A 19,983-nucleotide genomic window follows, 5' to 3' on the forward strand; every position below is an offset into this window, starting at 1 on the left:
TTTCCCGACGGGCTGTGCGCCGTCACGCCCGTGCGGGACGGGTGGCGCCGGACCCCAGATACAGGGAGCCGAGCACCATGCCAATGATGGCGGCGGCAAGGCCGGCCACCTGTGGCGGCACCAGCAGCTCGCCTCCTGAGGCGGCAAGCTGCCAGTTGACGGCTTCCAGCACCACCCATGTGCCGACGCCGCAGATGATGGACGCCAGCGCGCCTGCATTGGTGGCGCGCTTCCAGTAAACGCCGAAGGCCAGCGGCGTGAAGGCCCCGCACAGGGTCACCAGATAGGCGTTTTCCACCATCTCGAAGATGGACAGGCCCGCGGAGGCACTGAGCCAGCCATAGACGAGGACGACAAGGCCGAAGGCCACGACCGACAGGCGCAGCACCAGCAGGAAGCGCCTGTCGTCCATCGCAAAGCGCGGGCGCAGGATGTTTTCAGCAAAGATGGCCGAGGGGGCAATCAGCGTGCCGGCGGCCGTGGACATGATGGCTGACAGGAGCGCCCCGAAGAACAGGACCTGCACGGTCAGCGGCACATAGCCGAGAATGTAGTCCGGCAGGATGCGCTGGCTGTCGCCGCCCTCGGCCATGTGGGCATTGACAATGGCGGGATCGACGAGCAGCACTCCATAGGCGATGAAGATGGGGATGAAGCAGAAGGCGATGTAGAGCAGGCCGCCATAGACGGAGCCGCGGGCGGCCACGGTCTCGTCCTTGGCCGACATCACCCGCTGGAACACGTCCTGCTGGGGGATGGAGCCCAGCGCCAGGGTGATGAAGGCACCGAAGAAGGCGAGGATGGCGGCGGTGTCCCAGGCCGGCCAGAACTCGAACTTGCCGTTTTCAGCCGCGTGGGCAATGACGGCCGCATAGCCGCCCTCCACCTGGCCCGCCACCATGTCGGCGACGATCAGCAGGCCGATGATGATGGCGATCATCTGGATGAAGGCGACAATGGCAACAGACACCATGCCGCCGAACACCGTGTAGGCCATGACGCTGATGAGACCGAGCACCATGCCCAGCTCGAAGCTGACCATGTCCATGGTCACGATGTTGATGACAAGGCCGAGCGCCACGATCTGCGCGGAAATCCAGCCCAGATAGCTGATGCAGATCGCGATGGAGACCATGAGTTCCACCGCCGGGCCGAAGCGCGCCCGGTAGAAATCACCGATGGTGTTGAGCTTCATGCGGTAGATGCGGACGGCGAAGAACAGGCCCACGAAGACGAGGCAGAGGCCCGCGCCGATGGGGTCGGCGACGATGCCACCGAGATTTTCTTCCATGAAGGTGGCGGGAATGCCGAGGACGGCTTCCGAGCCGAAGAACGTGACGAAGACCGTGGCGGTGACGATGTAGAGCGGCAGGGACCGGCCTGCCAGAATGAAATCACCGGAAGTCTGAACCCGGCGCGCGGCATAGATGCCGACGCCGACGGAAACGGCCAGGTAGAGGCCGACGAAAAAGGCCATGGTCACTACGGATGATCCCCCAACGACAGATGACGCGGGGGGAGTATGAGCACAGTCCCTGCCTGCCAGAAAGCGGGTTTTTACGCAGGCTTCAAACCGGCTTCCAGCAAGGCGGACAGGGGTGCGTCAGTCTTCCTCGATGATCTCGTGGCGGACCTGGCCATAGGCCAGAAGGGCGAAGAGGCCGGTGCCGCCGAGGATGTTGCCCAGCAGCGTGGGGAAGACGAACTGGGCGAAAGCCTGGCCGACGCCCATGTCGCCATGCAGGGTCAGCAGCGCGACTTCGGCTGAGCCTGCGACAACGTGGCTGAACTCGCCCAGCGCGATCACATAGGTGACGGCAATGATGAAGAGAAGCCGTCCGCTTTTCATATCGGCCAGCCCCCAGACCAGAGCCGCGAGGAGAAAGCCTGCGGGCACGCCAAGCGCGATATTGGCAGCGGCTGAGCGGTCTGCCAGATGGTGGGACACTTCGAGGAAGGCTGCAATCTGGTCAGGTTTGGCAAGACCCGCATTGTCGACCAGAAAGACCGACGCGCAGACGCCCACGAGATTGGCAATGAACACGATCCCCCACAGCGCCAGCATGGTGCGCAGGCGCCAGAAGGTGGGGGTCACGAAAAGCGGCAGAACCGGCTTGATGGTGTTCTCAGTAAAAAGCTGCAGGCGGCCGACAATGACCAGCAGGAAGCCGAGGCAATAGCCGAAATTGCTGACCAGAGGCCGCCATGCCTCATCAGGCAGGTGGAGATGCAGATAGCCCTTGGTGTAAAGCGAAAAGGTCATCACCAGGCCTGCTGCGATGCCTGACCACCACAGCGACAGGGCGGGCCGCTCAAGCTCCTCGATGCCTTCCTGACGGATGGTCTCGAAGATCACGGGAGACGATGACCGCAGGTTCTTGCGCGCCTGCACCCGTTGCTGGCTGGTGAGCACGACGTCCTCGTCGGTTTCCTGCTCCTGCCCGGCAGATTTTCTCTCGGCCATCCGGTCCATCCCTCGCCTTGATCCGGCGCCCGCCGCCGGTGTCCCGCTGCAGGCAAAACGCCTGTGGAAGCAGAACACCGGACGGCGGGGTCCGGTTCCCCGGGACGCGCGGGGTAATGGCCTAAAAGGCCAGCCCCGCGGCCTGGGTCTCGAGCAGCTTGCGGAACGCGCCCTGGGGGCGTTCCAGAAGCTCCGCGTGGGTGCCCTGCTCGGTGATGCGTCCCTTGTCGAACACGAGGATGCGGTCCACGTCGCGCAGGGTGGAGAGGCGGTGGGCGATGAGGATCGTCGTCCGGCCGCGCATCAGGTCTTCGATCGCATCCTGGATCAGGCTCTCCGTATGCGAATCAAGGCTGGAGGTAGCTTCATCCAGCACGAGGATCGGGGCATCCGCCAAAAAGGCGCGGGCGATGGCGATGCGCTGCCGTTCGCCGCCGGACAGCTTCACCCCCCGCTCACCCACTTCGGTGTCGTAGCCCTGAGGCAGGTCGCGGATGAATTCATCCGCATGGGCCCGCCGGGCGGCCTCCATGATCTCCTCACGGGTGGCGTCCGGCCTTGCATAGGCAATGTTCTCGGCCAGGGACCGGTGGAACAGGGCCGGGTCTTGCGGCACCAGGGCGATGGCCTGGCGCAGGCTGGACTGGGTGACCCGTGCCACGTCCTGACCATCGATCATGACCTGACCGCCCTCCAAATCATGCAGCCGTTGCAGGAGCTTGACGAAGGTGCTCTTGCCGGAGCCTGAGCGGCCGACAAGGCCGACCCGCTCACCGGGCCTGATCTCGAGCGAGAAATCGTCATAGATCGGGTCCGGCTTGTTGGCATAGGCAAAGCGCACCTTGCGGAAGGCAATCGCCCCCCTGCCCGGCTCGAATTCCTCCGCGTCCGGCGCATCGGCCACGCCCAAGGGCAGGCGCTGGAAGATCACGAGGTCTTCCAGCTCGTTGATCGCCTGCTGGGCGTTGCGGATGTGAAAAGCCGCGTGGCGCAGATGGCTGTCGATCACGAAGAAGGTGGTGAGCGCCAGCACGACATCACCCGGCGTGGCCTGGCCTTGCGTCCAGTACCAGGTGGAGAGGCCCAGCAGGGCTGCCATCATGAGGATCTGCATGGCGACCTGGAACATGACGCAGTTCTCAGCCCGCACCCATGAGAATTGGGCTTTGCCCGACCAGTCGCGCACCACGCGTTCGAACAGGCGGTTCTCCCGCGCTTCGGCACCGAAGCTCTTGACCACCGCGTTGCAGCTGATGGCATCGGACATGACGGCCCCGATGCGGCTGTCGGCGGCCATGTGCCGGGCGTTGGCGGGTGCCATGACGGTGGACGCCAGCCAGTAGCCGACACCCAGATGCAGGGCGATGAGCACACCGACCACAAGGCCGAGCAGCGGCCACTGGACGGCGAGCATGATGGTGAGACCGATAAGGGTGAGCACCGCCGTCAGCAGCGCGTGCGCTACCGTGTCGGAATAGGTGTCATAGGCCCACATGCCGCGGGAGATCTTGCGCACGGTGGCGCCGGCGAACTCGTTGGCATGCCATTCCGACGAAAAGCGCTGCACCCGCTCGAAGGCGTCGATCACCAGATGCCGCATGATATTGGCGGCAAAGACGATCCACACCCGGTACATGGTGTAGCGGACGGTGAAATAGAGAGTGGTGATGCCAACCGTGATGGCCATGACCTGCCACACCCGCCGGGGCGTCGCCTCCTGCGAGATGAGGTCGACCAGCCGGCCCGCGGCGACCGGCAGGGCGACATCAAGCAGCGCCATGAAGGCAATGAGGCCGACGCATGTGGCGAACAGGCCGCGATAGAGCATCCAGTAACGCCAGACGAAGCGGGCGGTATCAACGGATGACGGAGACACGCCCGCAGGGGCGCCGTTTGAAGACTGAAGAGACATTTTTTCTGACAGCGTCCCTCCCAAGGTTGGGGAGGCGAGCGCTGCTCCGGGAAGATGAAATCTGGAAGGATTGGCAAAACGGCGCGATGGCGGACCGCGGGAGCGGTGCGCTTTCGGTAGACCACATGGCGCACCGGCTATCGCCGGCGGGCGCTGGTCCGTGCCGCGTTTGCCTCGGTCTTGCGGTTAGACGCGGTGTTTAGCGCCGCAAGACTGAGAAAACGCGATCACGCGAGGGGTATCGAATTTCATCGAGACCATCTTCCCGGATAGGCCGGCCGGGCGGGACTTAAGCGCCCCTGGCGGCTGGCGGTGATCGCAATTCCATGTACGCGGCCGCTTCGGGCAACGCACGTCATGACAATGCCACAGCGGGGCGCGAATGTGGAAGTCACATTTGGGTGCATGATGGCGGGAACCGGGCATCCTGCGGTAGTGTTGCAACAGGTGGACCTTTGCTCGCCCGGACGCTGGTCCTGCCCTCACCTGATTTCACCGGAGACATTTTGATGCGCGGCTTTCTGATTTTCATTCTTGTCCTCGCAATCCTTGTGGTGGGCACGGTGCTGCTCGCGCCGATGTTCATTTCCTCCGACGTGGTGAAGCGCGAAGTGGAAAACGCCGTGGAGACGGCGACGGGCCGCAAGCTGACCATCGCGGGCGACGTGAAGATCACGGCCTGGCCGGCGCTGGGTGCGGAACTGGGCGATGTGACCTTCGCCAACGCCGCAGGCGGCAAGGCAGACAATATGGCCGCGATGAAGCAGCTGCGCGCGGAGCTGGCGCTGCTGCCGCTGCTCTCCGGCGAGGTGCGGGTGGCGGAATTCGTTCTGCAGGAGCCGGTCATCAACCTGGAAGTGGCGCGCAACGGCACGCCCAACTGGCAGTTCGACCTGCCGGAGGGCACCGAACCCGCTTCGGCTCCGGCGCAGGAAGACGGGCCGGCGGACGAAACGGCGGGCGGCGGTTCGGGCAGTGGCTCGGGTGGCGGTGTGACGCCGACCCAGGTGGCGGTTGCCGACATGCGCATCGAGGACGGGCGTATCAGCTACAACAATGCGCAGACCGGCGATTCCTATGTGTTCGAGGATGTGGATGTGGCGGTGTCGCTGCCGAGCCTCGATGACCCGCTGGGCATGGATGGCGCGCTGACCTGGAATGGTGAACGGGTGACCATGGACGCTGTCCTGGCGCGGCCGCGGGTGGCGCTTGAAGGCGGCACGACGGGGGCGGAGATCTCTGTCGGCTCGGCACCGATCAACCTCACCTATAATGGCGACGTGACGCTGGACGGGGCACTGGCCTCGAACGGGGCGGTGACGCTGGACGTGCCGTCGGTGCGGCGGCTGGCGGCGTGGACCGGCAATCCGATGGCCGAAGGCGGCGGTTTCGGCCCGCTGGCCATCAAGGGGCAGCTTGCCAGCGCGGGCAGCCGCTACACCTTCTCCAATGCCACCATGTCGCTGGACGGCATGAATGCGTCCGGTGACCTTGTGGTGCAGACAGCAGGCGCGCGGCCCAAGCTGTCGGGCTCGCTGGCGGTCGATCAGATCGACACCAATGTCTATGGCGGCCAGGGCGACACGGGCTGGAGCACGGACCGGATCGACTTTTCCGGGCTCAAGGCCATTGATACGGACCTCGCCCTGTCGGCCGGCGAAATCATCTTCGGCAATATCGTGATCGGCGAAAGCGCGCTGGGTCTCGACATCACCAATGGCCGCATGGTTGCCAATCTCACCAAGATGGCGCTTTACGGCGGTGCGGGCACCGGCAAGCTGACGATCAATGGCAGCCAGGCGACCCCGTCGCTGGCCGCGGACTTCAACCTGTCCGGCCTGGCGATCGAGCCCTTCCTCAATGCGGCTGCGGGCTTCAAGCGGCTGAAGGGCACGGGCCTGTTCAACATTGCCGTTACCACGCAGGGCGCGTCACAGGCGCAGATGATGCAGGCGCTGAACGGCACCGGGAACATCGATTTCCGCAATGGTGCCATCAAGGGCATCAACCTGGCGCAGATCATTCGCACGGCGCTGACCAACCCGATTTCCGGCTGGAACAACGCCACCACGCAGGACACGGATTTCAGTGAGCTCAATGGCTCCTTCACCATCACCAATGGCGTGCTGTCGAACCAGAACCTGCAGATGCTCGGGCCGCTCATCCGGCTGACGGGTGCGGGCACGACGAGCATTCCCAACCAGACGATCAATTACCGCCTGCAGCCGAAGCTGGTGGCCTCCCTCGAAGGCCAGGGCGGGGCATCGGACAAGGCCGGGCTTAACATCCCGGTGCTGGTGACCGGCACGTGGTCGAACCCGAAATTCGCGCCGGACCTGGCATCGGTGATTTCCAACCCGGCAGAGACGCTGCAGAACCTCGACAACATCAAGAAGCTGCAGCCCAAGGACATCATCCGCGGCCTCCTGGGCGAGGAGGGCGGCGCAGCAAATGACAACTCCTCCGGCGGGTCGTCCGGCGGGGAAGAAAAGAAAAGTGCTCCGAAGCCGGAAGAACTGCTGAAGGGCCTGTTCGGGCGCTGATGCTGCCCCTGTTTGATGATGGACACGGCGGCGCGGTTTGCATCGCGCCGCCGATCCGCCTAGGGTCCACGCGATTTCGAGGACCAGACTGCCTGCCCGCAAAGGAGCCCCATGCCATCCGACATGCCCGCTGACGGACCCGATGCTTCCCCGCTTGTAAGCTTTCGCGGGGTGCAGAAGACCTATGACGGCGACACGCTGGTGGTGAAGGGTCTGGACCTTGATATCGCGCGCGGGGAATTCCTGACGCTGCTGGGCCCATCAGGCTCGGGCAAGACAACCTGCCTGATGATGCTGGCGGGGTTCGAGCAGCCGACCGCCGGCGACATTCTGCTGGATGGCGATCCCATCACCGCCCTGCCGCCGCACAAGCGCGACATCGGCATGGTGTTCCAGAACTACGCGCTGTTTCCCCATATGACGGTGGCCGAGAACCTTGCCTTCCCGCTCAGGGTGCGGGGCATGGACAAGGGTGAGATCGACCGCAAGGTGGCGGACGCGCTTGCCATGGTGGAACTCGACGAATTCGGCGGGCGGCGGCCGGCGCAGCTCTCCGGCGGGCAGCAACAGCGCGTGGCCGTGGCGCGGGCGCTGGTGTTCGAGCCCAAGCTTGTTCTGATGGATGAGCCACTGGGCGCGCTCGACAGGCTGCTGCGCGAGCAGATGCAGGTGGAGATCAAGCATCTGCATGAAACGCTTGGCATCACCATCGTCTATGTGACCCATGACCAGGGCGAGGCGCTGACCATGTCGGACCGGATTGCCGTGTTCAATGACGGGGTGATCCAGCAGGTGGCGCCGCCGACCGAGCTTTATGAGCGGCCGCAGAACAGTTTCGTGGCGTCGTTCATCGGCGACAGCAACCGGCTTGCCGGGCGGATCAAGACAGTGGCCGATGGCCGGGTGACCGTGGCGCTGGACAGCGGCGGCAACGATCTGGTGACGGCGCTGCCGGTGGCGGCAGCCGCGGAGGGCGAGCGCACGCTGCTCTCGATCCGGCCGGAGCGGGTGCATCTGCTGGATGATGCGGATGACGCGGATACGGGCCGGCTCGACAATGTGTTTGAAGGCACTGTCCGGGAACTGATCTATTTCGGTGACCACCGGCAGGTGCGGCTGGCGCTGGCGGGCTGCGATGACTTCATCGTCAAGGTGCCGAACACGGCACCGCGCGGGCTGCTGGCCCGCGGCGACAGGGTGCGCGTGGGCTGGAAGGCCGAGGACGCGCATGCGCTCGACTATATGGACATGGAACCGGGGCTGAACGGGACGGGCTCAGCGCGCAGCGCTGCGTGAGCCAACCCCGCTCCTGCCCCTGCTGTTTGACCAGAAAGGGATCGACAGATGACACGCATTCACCGACTGGCGGCCGCCGCATCCCTCTCGCTTGGCCTTGCTCTTGGCCTTTCAGCGGGTGCCGCTCAGGCCGAAGACGCGATCACCGTGGTGTCATGGGGCGGGGCCTATACGGCCAGCCAGGTGGAGGCCTTCCACAAACCTTTCACCGAGAAGACGGGCATTGTCATTCAGTCCACGGATTATGACGGCAATGTCGCGCCGGTGAAGGCGCAGACGCTGAGCGGCAATGTGACGTGGGACGTGGTGGATGTGGAGCTGCCCGACGCCATCCGCCTGTGCGATGAGGGCGCGCTGGAGCTGATCGACGCGGCGGCGCTCTCCCCTGCCCCGGACGGCACCCCGGCGGAAGAGGATTTCCTCGACGGCACGCTTTATGACTGCGCGGTGGCGAATGTCATCTGGGCGACGGTGACGGCCTACAACAGCACCGCCTTCGACGGCAACGCGCCCACGACCATTGCTGACTTCTTCGATCTGGACGCCTTTCCGGGCAAGCGCGGCATGCGCAAGACGGCGCGCAGCAACCTTGAAATGGCGCTGATGGCTGACGGCGTCGCGCCGGAGGATGTCTATCCGCTGCTGGAAACCAAGGAAGGCCGCGACCGCGCTTTCGCCAAGCTCGACACCATCAAGGACAGTGTCGTGTGGTGGGATGCGGGCGCGCAGCCGCCGCAGCTTCTAGCCGACGGCGAGGTGGTGATGACAACGGCCTTCAACGGCCGCATCTTCAATGCGGTGCATGGTGAGGGGCAGCCCTTCGAGATCGTGTGGGACGGCCAGGTGTGGGACATTGACCTGTGGGTCATTCCGGCGGGCACGCCGAAGAAGGCGCAGGCAATGGAGTTCATCCGCTTTGCCACGGGTACGGAGGCAATGGCCAACCAGCTGTCGCTGATCGCCTACGGCCCGACGCGGGCCTCCGCCCTGCCGCTGATCGGCACCCATCCCGACTATGGCGTGGAAATGCTGCCGAACGTACCGAACGCAGAAGCCAATCTGACCACAGCGCTGAAAACCGATCCGCTGTTCTGGGCGGATTTCAGTGTCGAGCTCGAGCAGCAGTTCAACGCCTGGCTCGTCGACTAGGCCGCGCATCTCAATCGCCAAGGGGGATCAAGCGGGATGAGCAGCCGCTTCTGGGACAAGACCGCGCCGAAATATGCGCTGAGCCCGATCAAGGACATGGAGTCCTACCGCACCACCATGGAGCGGACGAAAGCGCATCTCGGCCAGGGGGACGAGGTGTTGGAAGTGGGCTGCGGCACGGGCTCCACGGCGCTACTGCTGGCACCAAACGTAAAAAGCCTGACGGCCAGTGATTTCTCCGACGGCATGATCAAAATTGCCACGGACAAGCTGACGGCCCCTGGGGCCCCCGGCAATGTGAGCTTCCGCCAGGCGGTGATCGGTGACCATGTGGCTGCCGGTGAGCGTTATGACGCGGTGCTGGCGTTCAACTTCCTGCACCTGGTGAACGACGTGCCCGGCGCCATTGAACAGATCCGTACCCTGCTGAAGCCGGGCGGCCTGTTCATTTCCAAGTCCGTCTGCCTCGGCAGCAAGGCGTGGCTGTTCAAGCCCCTCATCAGCGCGCTGCAGCTCATCGGCAAGGCACCGCATGTGAGCTTTCTGACCATCGAGCAGCTGGACGGCCATATCCGGGACGCGGGATTTAAGATACTGGACGAGGGGTGCTTTCCCGCTTCGCCGCCGTCGCGCTTCGTGGTTGCCAAACGGCTGGACACATGACGGCAGGCACGACCGGAGAGATGCATCCTGCGCCTGACGCGCCGGATACGGATGTGCTGAAACGGCAGTTGCAGCGCGCCAACCGGGTCGCGCGCTGGAAGGCGCTGGGGCTGGTGGCGCCGCTGCTGATCTTCCTGCTTGTCACCTTCGTGGTGCCGATCTTCTCCATGCTGACGCGCAGCGTGCACTCGCCGGTGTTCGGCGACATCTTCGTGGAAACGGCGCAGGTGATCGGCGAATGGGACGGGACCGGCCTGCCGGATGAAACGATCTATGCGGCGCTGGTGGCGGACATGCGCCAGGCGCGTGCTGACCGGACCATCGGCCAGGCGGCAACGCGGCTCAATTATGATGTGCCCGGCACGCGCTCACTGCTGACACGCTCGGCACGGCGGGCGGACCGTCTCGAGGCGCCCTATTCCGTGAGCCTGCCGGCGCTCGATGACCGCTGGGCGGACCGGACCATCTGGGCGGCGATCAAGCGGGTGTCGTCGCCGGTGACGGCGACGTTCTATCTCGCAGCGTTGGACCGGCAGTTTGATGCGGATGGCAGCATCGTGCTGGCACCGGAAGACCAGCGTCTTTATGTGCGGCTGTTCTGGCGCACCCTGTTGGTGTCGGCCCTTGTGACGGTGCTGTGCCTGCTGCTGGGCTTTCCCATTGCCTATCTGATGGCGCATCTGCCCCCGGCGCGGGCCAATCTGCTGATGATCCTGGTGCTGCTGCCGTTCTGGACATCGCTCCTTGTGCGGACGACCGCGTGGATCGCCATCCTGCAGACCGAGGGTGTGCTGAACGACGTGTTCGTCTGGCTGGGGATCGTGTCGGATGATGGGCGGGTGCAGCTGATCTACAACCAGATCGGCACCATCATCGCCATGACCCACATATTGCTGCCGTTCACCGTGCTGCCGCTTTACGCCGTGATGCAGGGCATTCCGCCGTCGCTCACGCGGGCGGCGATCTCGCTGGGGGCGACGCCTGCGCGGGCGTTTACGCGGGTCTATCTGCCGCTGACGACGCCGGGCATCGGCGCGGGCGCTGTCTTCGTGTTCATTCTCGCGGTCGGGTATTACATCACCCCGGCGCTGGTGGGCGGGCGCACCGGGCAGCTGATTTCAAACTTCATCGCCTTCCACATGCAGGAGAGCCTGAACTGGGGCCTCGCGGCAGCGCTGGGTGCCGTGCTGCTGGCGGCCGTGCTGCTGCTCTACTGGCTCTATGACCGGCTGGTGGGCGTCGACAATATGAGGCTCGGCTGACTTATGGCGCTGCCGCTTTACGCAACACCCGCTGAAAAGGCCTGGCATTACGGCTTCCGCATTCTCTGCGGGCTGATCTTCTTTTTCCTGATCGCGCCGCTTCTGGTGATCGTGCCGCTGTCGTTCAACGCGGAACCCTATTTCACCTTTACGCCGGGCATGCTGGCGCTTGAAGCGGAGGCGTTCTCGCTGCGCTGGTATGAGGACATCGTGGCCAATGACCAGTGGCTGCACTCGATCCGCAATTCCTTCACCATCGGCATCGCGGCGACGTTGCTGGCGACGACATTGGGGACGCTTGCAGCACTTGGCCTGACCAGCCCGGCCATGCCCTACCGGCGGGCAATCATGGCGCTGCTGATCTCGCCGATGATCGTGCCGATCATCATCACCGCGACGGGGATGTATTTCTTCTATTCCTGGGCCGGGCTGGCGCAGACGCATCTGGGCATCATCCTGGCGCATACGGCGCTGGGCATCCCCTTCGTCGTGATCACCGTGACGGCCACGCTGTCGGGCTATGACCAGACGCTGACGCGGGCGGCGCTGTCGCTGGGGGCGCCGCCGCATGTGGCGTTCTTCAAAGTCACCATGCCAATCATCCTGCCGGGCATCGTGTCGGGCGGGCTGTTTGCCTTCGTTACCTCGTTTGACGAAGTGGTGGTGGTGCTGTTCATGGCAGGGTTCGAGGAGCGGACCATTCCCCGGCAGATGTGGGCGGGCATCCGCGAGCAGATTTCCCCCACCATCCTGGCCGTGGCGACGGCGCTGGTGCTGGTGTCCATCGCGCTGCTGACCGCCGTTGAAATGCTGCGGCGGCGCGGGGAACGGCTGCGGCAGGGGCGCTGATCCGGGCGCGGACGTATAATGCGCGTCTCGCCATTGGCGGCCAAAGCCGTGTAGGTTAGGGACCAGAATGGCAAGCCGCCCCGGGGGACGAAGGGGCGGCGGTACCGGGGGACCCTACGGGAGCAGCAGGATGCTTTTCGATCTCGTATCCGTGTTGTGGCGGCTGGCGGCCGTCTCAGCGGCCATTGCCGTGATCCTGCACCTGATGGGCACCAGCGCGCATGAGGTGCTGGCAAAGATCGGCGCCACGCCGGAGGAAATCGGCGATCTGATTGCCCGCGGCTGGGAGCTTGCCCTGCCCAATCTCATGCTCGGCATCGTGGTGATCGTGCCGCTGTGGCTCATCGTTTTCATGATGCGCCCGCCGCGTGGCTGAGGGTATGCCGGACCGCACCGATATCTGCGGTTAAGGGGCAGCTTCCTGCCCGTTTCGCGCGTATTTTTCCCGCCTCACAGGGCCTCTTCAAAATGCTGGCATCGGCCGTGAAACGTGGTTAACGTTTTCGCCGCGTGGGCAACACCACGCTATCTAGGGAGGAATTTTATGCGACTTGTGAAAAGTGCAGCGCTGGCTGTTCTGCTTACCGGCGCGGGTGCTTTGGCAGCGCTTGCCAATGTTGGTGCCGGCCTGGTGGGCAACTCCGTCACCCTGACGGGCCCGGACGGCGCCACCGTCACTCTGTATTACCCGGATGCCTCGACAGTCGAGCGCCAGGCGCCGGACGGCTCCACAGCCACCGGCAGCTGGTCGGTGAACGGCCAGGACATCTGCACCACCTTCCCGGGTGAGGAGCAGGCCTGCGTGACCGTTTCCGACACGCCGCCGGCACCGGGTGCATCCGGTGAAGTGGAAGGCGAAGGTGGCGTGACCACCTGGGCCGTGTCCGAAGGCAAGGCTTTCTGAGCCACTGCCTGACAGCTGACACTGAACGGCGGCATGCGCGGGATGCGGATGCCGCCGTTTTTGCGTTCAGGCAGCGCTCGCGCCACGCAAGAGTGACGAACAAGGGTGCCGCAGGGGAACGCTACGTCACCCCCGGCTGACCGAAATCGGCCTTAGACTCACGGGCCGAAATGCTTGGCGATGGCCATGCCGAGCATGGGGCCGGCGACGGCTGCCACGATGATCGGGACCCAGAATTCGCCGAGTCCATAAAGTACGGCAGCGCCGAGCAAAAGGATCAGATTGATAAGGATTGAGCCCATTTGGGTTCCTTTCCTGCAACTTTGCGGGCTGACGTTAGGGCATGCTTGCTCCGCCGGGGGCGGCGTTGTCATCCTAGCCTGAAAACCCGCCCACCACCGGATCAAGAGCGAGGCACCATCGCCATGCCTGCACGGAAGATCAAGAAACTGCTTGTCGCCAATCGCAGCGAAATCGCGATCCGCGTCATGCGCGCGGCCGCCGAGCGCGGCATCGAGACCGTGGCCGTCTATTCTGAACAGGACCGGCTGGCGCTGCACCGCTTCAAGGCGGATGAAAGCTATCTGATCGGCGAAGGGCGCGGGCCGGTGGAGGCCTATCTGTCCATTGACGAAATGATCCGCGTGGCCCGCGAGGCGGGCGCTGATGCCGTGCATCCAGGCTATGGCTTTCTGTCCGAGCGGCCGGACTTTGTAGAGGCTTGCGAGAAGGCCGGGCTGATCTTTGTCGGTCCGCCGGCGGAAGTGATGACGCGGCTGGGAAACAAGGTCTCGGCCCGCAACCTGGCGGAACACGCGGGCGTGCCGGTGGTGCCTGCATCAGGCCCCCTGCCCGAGGACATGGAGGCGGTCAGGAAGATCGCCGATGAAATCGGCTATCCGATGATGCTGAAGGCCAGCTGGGGCGGCGGCGGGCGCGGCATGCGCCGAATCATGGAAGCGAGCGAGCTGGTGTCGCAGGTGCAGGCCGGGCGCAGCGAGGCGAAGGCCGCCTTCGGCAATGACGAGGTCTATCTCGAAAAGCTGGTGGAGCGGGCGCGGCACGTGGAAGTGCAGCTCTTGGGCGACAGCCACGGCAATGTCATCCACCTGTTCGAGCGCGACTGCTCGGTGCAGCGGCGCAACCAGAAAGTGGTGGAGCGGGCCCCTGCCCCCTATCTCGACGAAGCCCAGCGCATGGAGGTGTGCGAGGCGGCGCTGCGGCTGGCGCGGGCGGCTGACTATCAGAACGCAGGCACGGCCGAGTTCCTGATGGATATGGATACGGGGGCGTTTTACTTCATCGAGGTGAACCCGCGCATCCAGGTGGAACACACGGTGACAGAAGAAGTCACCGGCGTTGATGTGGTGAAGGCGCAGCTGGCGATTGCCGAAGGCGCGCGGATCGGCGACGGGCTGATCCCCGCGCAAGGCGAGGTGCGGCTGCACGGGCATGCCATGCAGTGCCGCATCACCACCGAGGACCCGGAGCAGAATTTCATCCCCGACCACGGGCGCATCCAGATCTATCGCGGTGCCAATGGCTTCGGCATCCGGCTTGATGGGGGCACGGCCTATTCGGGCGCGCTCATCACCCGCTATTACGACAGCCTGCTTGAGAAGGTGACGGCCTGGGCGCCGACGCAGGAGGAATGCATCACCCGCATGCGCCGGGCGCTGGGGGAATTCCGCATTCGCGGGGTGCAGACCAATATCGTGTTCCTGGAAAACCTGATCGACCATCCGAAGTTCCGGGCGCTTGATTACTCCACCCGCTTCATCGACGAGACGCCGGAGCTGTTTGCCTTTACCCCGCGCAAGGACCGGGCGACGCGGCTGCTGAGCTTCATCGGCAATGTGACGGTGAACGGCAATCCGGAGACCAAGGACGCTGCCCATACGGTGTCGCGCGCCTTCGTGCATCCGCCGCTGAGCGATGTGGCGACGCCGCCCCAGGGCACCAAGCAGGCGCTGGATGAGATGGGGCCGGAGAAATTCGCCCAGTGGATGCGCGCGCAGACACGGCTGCTGGTGACCGACACCACCATGCGGGACGCGCACCAGTCGCTGCTGGCGACACGCATGCGCACCCATGACCTTGTGGCCATTGCGCCCTACATGGCGCGCGAAATGCCGGAGCTATTGTCGGTGGAATGCTGGGGCGGGGCCACTTTCGATGTGGCCATGCGCTTTTTGCACGAGGACCCGTGGTCGCGCCTGCACCAGCTGCGGCAGGCGATGCCGAATGTGCTGACGCAGATGCTGCTGCGCTCGGCCAATGCGGTGGGCTACACGAATTATCCCGACAATGTGGTCACCTATTTCATCGACCGCGCAGCGGAAGCGGGCATTGACCTGTTCCGCGTGTTCGACTGCCTGAACGTGGCTGAGAACATGATGCCGGCCATCGAGGAAGTGGCAAAGACGGGCAAGCTGTGCGAGGCGGCGATCTGCTATTCGGGCGATCTGACCAATCCCGCTGAAGACAAGTACACGCTCGACTATTACCTGGGGTTGGCGAAGCAGTTCGAGGCGGCGGGGGCGCATATTATCGGCATCAAGGACATGGCCGGGCTGTGCAAGCCGGCGGCTGCGCGTGAGCTGGTGACGGCGCTGCGGAACGAGACCGATCTGCCGATCCACTTCCACACCCATGACACGTCGGGGGCCGCGGCTGCGAGCGTGCTGGCGGCGGCTGAGGCGGGCGTGGACGCGGTGGATGCGGCAATCGATTCCATGTCAGGCGTCACGTCGCAGCCCAATCTTGGCTCCATCGCCGCGGCCTTGCGCAACCAGGAGCGGGATACGGGGCTGGACCCGGACGCGATCATTGCCGTCACCACCTATTGGGAGCAGGTGCGCAAGCATTATGCGCCCTATGAAAGCGACATCCGCGCGGGTACGTCCGACGTTTATCGCCACGAAATCCCCGGTGGTCAGTACACGAATCTTCGCCAGCAGGCGAAGGCCATGGGGCTGGATCATCGCTGGCCGGAAGTGGCAACAGCCTATGCCGCCGTCAACAAGCTGCTGGGCAATATCGTGAAGGTGACCCCCTCCTCCAAGGTGGTGGGTGACCTTGCGCTCTACATGATGTCGTCGGGCCTCACCGTGGAAGATGTGCTGGACCCGGACAAGGAAATCGCCTTTCCCGAAAGCGTGGTGCAGCTGTTGAACGGCGAGCTGGGCACGCCGCCGGGCGGCTTTCCCGATGACATCACGCAGAAGGTGCTGAAGGGCAAGGCGCCGATGACGGGCCGGCCCGGGGCGCATCTGCCGCCGGCGGATCTTGAAGCGACCCGCGCCACGGCGGCGGAGGCTGCGGGAAGGGAGATCAGTGACGAGGACCTTGCGTCCTATCTCATGTATCCGAAGGTGTTCACCGATTTTGCCAGGCATGAGACCGATCATGGCGAGGTGGAAGTGCTGCCGACGCCGGTGTTCTTCACCGGCATGCAGGTGGGCGAGGAAATCTCCGTTCATATCGACAAGGGCAAGACGCTGGTGATCCGCTGCCTGGGCGTGTCGGAGGCCGACCAGGAGGGCTATCGCCGGGTGTTCTTCGAACTCAACGGCCAGCCGCGGCAGGTGAAGGTGCTGGACACCCATCTGGCGGCGCCGGCACCGGAACGGCGCAAGGCGGAATCGGGCAATCCCACCCATGTGGGCGCACCCATGCCGGGACTTGTGGTGCAGATTTCGGTAAAACCGGGCGACTCAGTTAAAGCTGGGGATACGCTCGTTGCGCTTGAAGCCATGAAGATGCAGACATCCGTTACCGCCGAGCGGGACGGGGTGGTTGCGGAGGTTCTGGTGGAGCCGGGCATCACCATTGACGCCAAAGACCTGATATTGACCTTCGCGGATGCCTGACGCCCTTCTTGCCCCACAGCCCGACCTGATGGATGACGCACACACTCTTCTGAAGCAGGTCTGGGGGTTCGACCGTTTCCGGCCGGGGCAGGAAGAGATCGTGGCGGCGATCGTGGAAGGCCGCGACGTGCTGGCAATCATGCCGACGGGCGCGGGCAAGTCCCTGTGCTACCAGCTGCCCGCGCTGATGCGGCCGGGGCTGACGGTGGTGGTCTCCCCGCTTATCGCCCTGATGCGGGACCAGGTGGCAGCCTTGCAGGCCAATGGCGTGGCGGCGGGGGCGCTGACCTCCAACACCGACCCGCATGAGGCCGAAGCGATCTATCAGATGATCGACGCGGGCACTTTGAAGCTCCTGTTCATGGCGCCGGAGCGGCTGTCGGTCGCCGGGGGGCTGCTGCGGCGGGCCGGCATTTCCATGCTGGCGATCGACGAGGCCCATTGCGTTAGCCAGTGGGGGCATGATTTCCGGCCGGATTATCTCCGCATCGGCGAGCTGCGTGACGCGCTGCGGGCGGAGGGTGCCGAGGTGCAGATCACGGCGTTTACGGCGACGGCAGACGAAGAGACGCGCGGGGAGATTGCGTCCAAGCTGTTTTCGGACGCCCCGCAGGTGTTTCTCGGCGGGTTTGACCGGCCGAACCTGTTTCTGGCGTTTGAGCCCAAGGCGCAGGCGAAGACGCAGGTGACGGATTTCGTGCTGCGGCACGAGGGCGAGGCGGGGATCGTCTATTGCTCATCGCGCGCCAAGACCGAACAGTTCGCCGAGCATCTGCAGAAGAAGGGCATTGAAGCGCTGGCCTATCACGCGGGGCTGGACGCGGAGACGCGGCAGGTGCGGCAGGACCGCTTCACCCGAGAGGACGGCATTGTCATCTGCGCGACGGTGGCGTTCGGCATGGGCATCGACAAGCCGGATGTGCGGTTTGTGGTGCATGCGGATCTGCCCAAGAGCATGGAAGCCTATTACCAGGAAGTGGGCCGCGCCGGGCGCGACGGGCTGCCGGCGGACACGCTGACGCTTTATGGCGTTGATGACATCAAGCTGCGGCGGCTGCAGATCGACGACAGCGACGCGCCGGACGCGCGGCGGCGGGCGGACCATCAGCGGCTCAACGCGCTGTTGTCGCTGGCCGAGGCGCCACGATGCCGGCGGCAGGTGCTGCTGGCCTTTTTCGGCGAGCGGGAACATGAGCCCTGCGGCAATTGCGATTTGTGCAAATCACCGGTCGAGACCTTTGACGGCACCGAGGACGCGCAGAAGGCGCTGTCGGCCATGGTGCGGACGGGGGAGCGGTTCGGGCTTGAGCACATCATCTCAATCCTGCGCGGCGAGGACACCGAGCGGGTGCGCACCCTGCGGCACGACCAGCTGCCGACCTATGGCGTGGGGGCGCACTACGACAAGCATCAGTGGCGGGATCTCTGCCGCCAGCTCTATGCGCTGGGATTGACCTCGGTGGACGCGCAATATGGCTCGTGGCTGGTGACGGAGGCCGGCTGGGCGGTGCTGAAGGCCGAGGCGCAGGTGGCGCTGCGGCATCCGCCTGCCAAACAGGCCCGCCGCGCCCGCGGGTCAGGCAGTGCAGGCGGTGCCGGACGGGGCGGCCGCAAGGCACAGCCGCAGGTGGAGCTGTCTGAACGCGACATGGAGCTGCTGCGCGCGCTGAAGGAAAAACGCACCGACCTCGCCCAGGCGCAGAACGTGCCGGCCTATGTCATCTTCCCGGACAAGACGCTGATCGAGATGGCCATGGTGCGGCCCTCCAATCTCGACCAGATGGCCGAGATCGGCGGCGTGGGCGCCCGGAAGCTCGAGAAATACGGGGCAGTGTTTTTGGACGTGGTGCTGAGCCACTAGGCGGCGGGCGCGACGGGCCTGATGGACCTGGCCTTCTTTGCCACGTCACTGGTGGCGGCCACGTCCAGCTCATAAGTCTTTTGCAGGTTGAGCCAGAATTCCGGGGTGGTGCCAAGAGCCTTGCCCAGCAGGATGGCCGTTTCGCCGGTGATGCCACGCTTGCCGGCAATGATTGATGTCAGCCGGTTGGCGGGCACACCAATATGCCTGGCAAGGGATGTGGCTGACAGGCCAAGCTCATCCAGAAAACCTTCCTTCAGCATTTCGCCAGGATGCATCGGTGTGCGTGCCATTGGTCCTATCCCTTGTGATAGTCGACGATCTCGACGTCATACGCGTCGCCTGCGTCCCACCGGAAACAGATGCGCCATTGCCGATCTATGCGGATCGAATGCTGGCCCCTGCGGTCTCCCTTCAGTGCCTCCAAGTGATTGCCCGGAGGAACTCGCAAGTCTTCCAGCACGTGAGCGGCATCAATGCGCCTCAGCTGCAGCATTGCCTTGCGTGACAGGGCGCCAAACTTCCGGCTTCGCTCGCCGAGATAGAGCTTTTCAGTTTCGCGGCTGCTGAAGCTTCTGATCGCCATTAAATCTGCCCGGTCGGTATGATGTACGTATCACGTACCGCTCTGGATTGCAACGCTCACACATGCTGATCGATCAGCACCGGGTTGCCGTCCGGGTCGAGGAGGGTGATGTGGGCGGGGCCTTGGGCTGACGGGTCGGTGTCTTCGGTCAGGGTGAGGCCTTTGGCCTTCAGCGCTTTTTGGATGTCGCGGATGTCGGTGAAGGTGTCGAGGGCGGTGCCGTTGCGGTCCCAGCCGGGGTTGAAGGTGAGGATGTTCTTTTCGAACATGCCCTGGAACAGGCCGATGGTCGCGGTTTCGTTCTGCAGGATGAGCAAGTTGTGGGCCTCATCACCGCCGGTGACGGTGAAGCCGAGGGCCTCGTAAAACGCGCGGGACTTTTGCAAGTCCTTCACGGCGAGGCTGACGGAGAAATTTCCAAGCTGCATGGTGCGGGCTCCGACTAGTGTGTCCGCTGATGAGCCTGACGCCGGCGTGGTGGTGTTGCAAGCGGGCCGGGCGTGCGGTCGGGCGCCCGTTAACACCTTGTTAGCACTAAAATTCTGGACTTCCGGCATATCCCCATGGCACACGCGGGGTGTGCGACTTCGGGCTATTCAGCAAACGGATAGTCCGTATTCAA

General features: G+C 64.4%; 17 protein-coding genes. 10 read left to right on the plus strand and 7 right to left on the minus strand.

From position 1 onward, the window contains the following. Positions 1–22: 22 nt before the first annotated feature. The 3 genes from HG718_RS10680 to HG718_RS10690 form a co-directional block, all read right to left on the minus strand. Complete coding sequence (locus HG718_RS10680) at positions 23–1,477, minus strand: high affinity choline transporter 1 (protein WP_160588511.1); 1,455 nt, start codon at positions 1,475–1,477, stop codon at positions 23–25. Between the two features lie 126 nt (positions 1,478–1,603). Further along, on the minus strand, positions 1,604–2,464 hold the full coding sequence (locus tag HG718_RS10685) for a formate/nitrite transporter family protein (protein ID WP_160588427.1): 861 nt from the start codon (positions 2,462–2,464) through the stop codon (positions 1,604–1,606). A gap of 121 nt (positions 2,465–2,585) precedes the next feature. Then, on the minus strand, positions 2,586–4,376 hold the full coding sequence (locus HG718_RS10690; protein WP_160588428.1) for an ABC transporter ATP-binding protein: 1,791 nt from the start codon (positions 4,374–4,376) through the stop codon (positions 2,586–2,588). A 509-nt stretch (positions 4,377–4,885) separates the two neighbouring features. Between HG718_RS10690 and HG718_RS10695 the strand changes: the two genes are divergently transcribed. The 8 genes from HG718_RS10695 (at position 4,886) to HG718_RS10730 (ending at position 13,042) form a co-directional block, all read left to right on the plus strand. Then, a complete protein-coding gene (locus tag HG718_RS10695; protein WP_160588429.1) occupies positions 4,886–6,919 on the plus strand; it encodes an AsmA family protein in 2,034 nt (677 codons plus the stop codon). A gap of 111 nt (positions 6,920–7,030) precedes the next feature. After that, on the plus strand, positions 7,031–8,215 hold the full coding sequence (locus HG718_RS10700) for an ABC transporter ATP-binding protein (RefSeq protein WP_244617759.1): 1,185 nt from the start codon (positions 7,031–7,033) through the stop codon (positions 8,213–8,215). Between the two features lie 48 nt (positions 8,216–8,263). Further along, positions 8,264–9,364: an ABC transporter substrate-binding protein gene (locus HG718_RS10705; protein WP_160588430.1), complete on the plus strand. Its 1,101-nt coding sequence runs from the start codon at positions 8,264–8,266 to the stop codon at positions 9,362–9,364. Between the two features lie 36 nt (positions 9,365–9,400). Beyond that, a complete protein-coding gene (locus HG718_RS10710; RefSeq protein ID WP_160588431.1) occupies positions 9,401–10,027 on the plus strand; it encodes a class I SAM-dependent methyltransferase in 627 nt (208 codons plus the stop codon). Further along, a complete protein-coding gene (locus tag HG718_RS10715) occupies positions 10,024–11,289 on the plus strand; it encodes an ABC transporter permease (protein ID WP_244617760.1) in 1,266 nt (421 codons plus the stop codon). The genes HG718_RS10710 and HG718_RS10715 overlap by 4 nt, the downstream gene beginning before the upstream one ends. Before the next feature lie 3 nt (positions 11,290–11,292). Then, positions 11,293–12,138: an ABC transporter permease gene (locus HG718_RS10720; protein ID WP_160588432.1), complete on the plus strand. Its 846-nt coding sequence runs from the start codon at positions 11,293–11,295 to the stop codon at positions 12,136–12,138. A gap of 130 nt (positions 12,139–12,268) precedes the next feature. Then, positions 12,269–12,514, plus strand: a complete 246-nt coding sequence (locus HG718_RS10725; protein ID WP_027839242.1) for a hypothetical protein — start codon at positions 12,269–12,271, stop codon at positions 12,512–12,514. 168 nt (positions 12,515–12,682) lie between these two features. Further along, complete coding sequence (locus HG718_RS10730; protein WP_027839243.1) at positions 12,683–13,042, plus strand: hypothetical protein; 360 nt, start codon at positions 12,683–12,685, stop codon at positions 13,040–13,042. Positions 13,043–13,200: 158 nt separating this feature from the next. Here HG718_RS10730 and HG718_RS10735 read toward each other — a convergent pair whose 3' ends face one another. Next, complete coding sequence (locus HG718_RS10735) at positions 13,201–13,344, minus strand: hypothetical protein (protein WP_160588433.1); 144 nt, start codon at positions 13,342–13,344, stop codon at positions 13,201–13,203. A gap of 123 nt (positions 13,345–13,467) precedes the next feature. Between HG718_RS10735 and HG718_RS10740 the strand changes: the two genes are divergently transcribed. Beyond that, positions 13,468–16,914 carry a pyruvate carboxylase gene (locus tag HG718_RS10740; protein ID WP_160588434.1) on the plus strand — a complete coding sequence of 1,149 codons (3,447 nt, stop codon included), beginning with the start codon at positions 13,468–13,470 and terminating at the stop codon, positions 16,912–16,914. Next, the gene (recQ, locus tag HG718_RS10745; RefSeq protein ID WP_244617761.1) at positions 16,907–18,775 is read left to right on the plus strand and encodes a DNA helicase RecQ; all 1,869 of its coding nucleotides are present in this window, start codon (positions 16,907–16,909) and stop codon (positions 18,773–18,775) included. The genes HG718_RS10740 and recQ overlap by 8 nt, the downstream gene beginning before the upstream one ends. Here the strand turns inward: recQ and HG718_RS10750 are convergent. The 3 genes from HG718_RS10750 to HG718_RS10760 are packed head-to-tail and all read right to left on the minus strand — an operon-like array spanning position 18,772 to position 19,789. Next, a complete protein-coding gene (locus HG718_RS10750) occupies positions 18,772–19,068 on the minus strand; it encodes a HigA family addiction module antitoxin (RefSeq protein WP_160588435.1) in 297 nt (98 codons plus the stop codon). The two genes, recQ and HG718_RS10750, sit on opposite strands and share 4 nt — an antisense overlap. 5 nt (positions 19,069–19,073) lie before the next feature. Beyond that, positions 19,074–19,361, minus strand: a complete 288-nt coding sequence (locus tag HG718_RS10755; protein WP_160588436.1) for a type II toxin-antitoxin system RelE/ParE family toxin — start codon at positions 19,359–19,361, stop codon at positions 19,074–19,076. Between the two features lie 56 nt (positions 19,362–19,417). Further along, positions 19,418–19,789: a VOC family protein gene (locus HG718_RS10760; protein ID WP_160588437.1), complete on the minus strand. Its 372-nt coding sequence runs from the start codon at positions 19,787–19,789 to the stop codon at positions 19,418–19,420. Between the last annotated feature and the right edge of the window lie 194 nt (positions 19,790–19,983).

It is taken from the genome of Pyruvatibacter mobilis (assembly GCF_012848855.1).
GTDB lineage: Bacteria > Pseudomonadota > Alphaproteobacteria > CGMCC-115125 > CGMCC-115125 > Pyruvatibacter > Pyruvatibacter mobilis.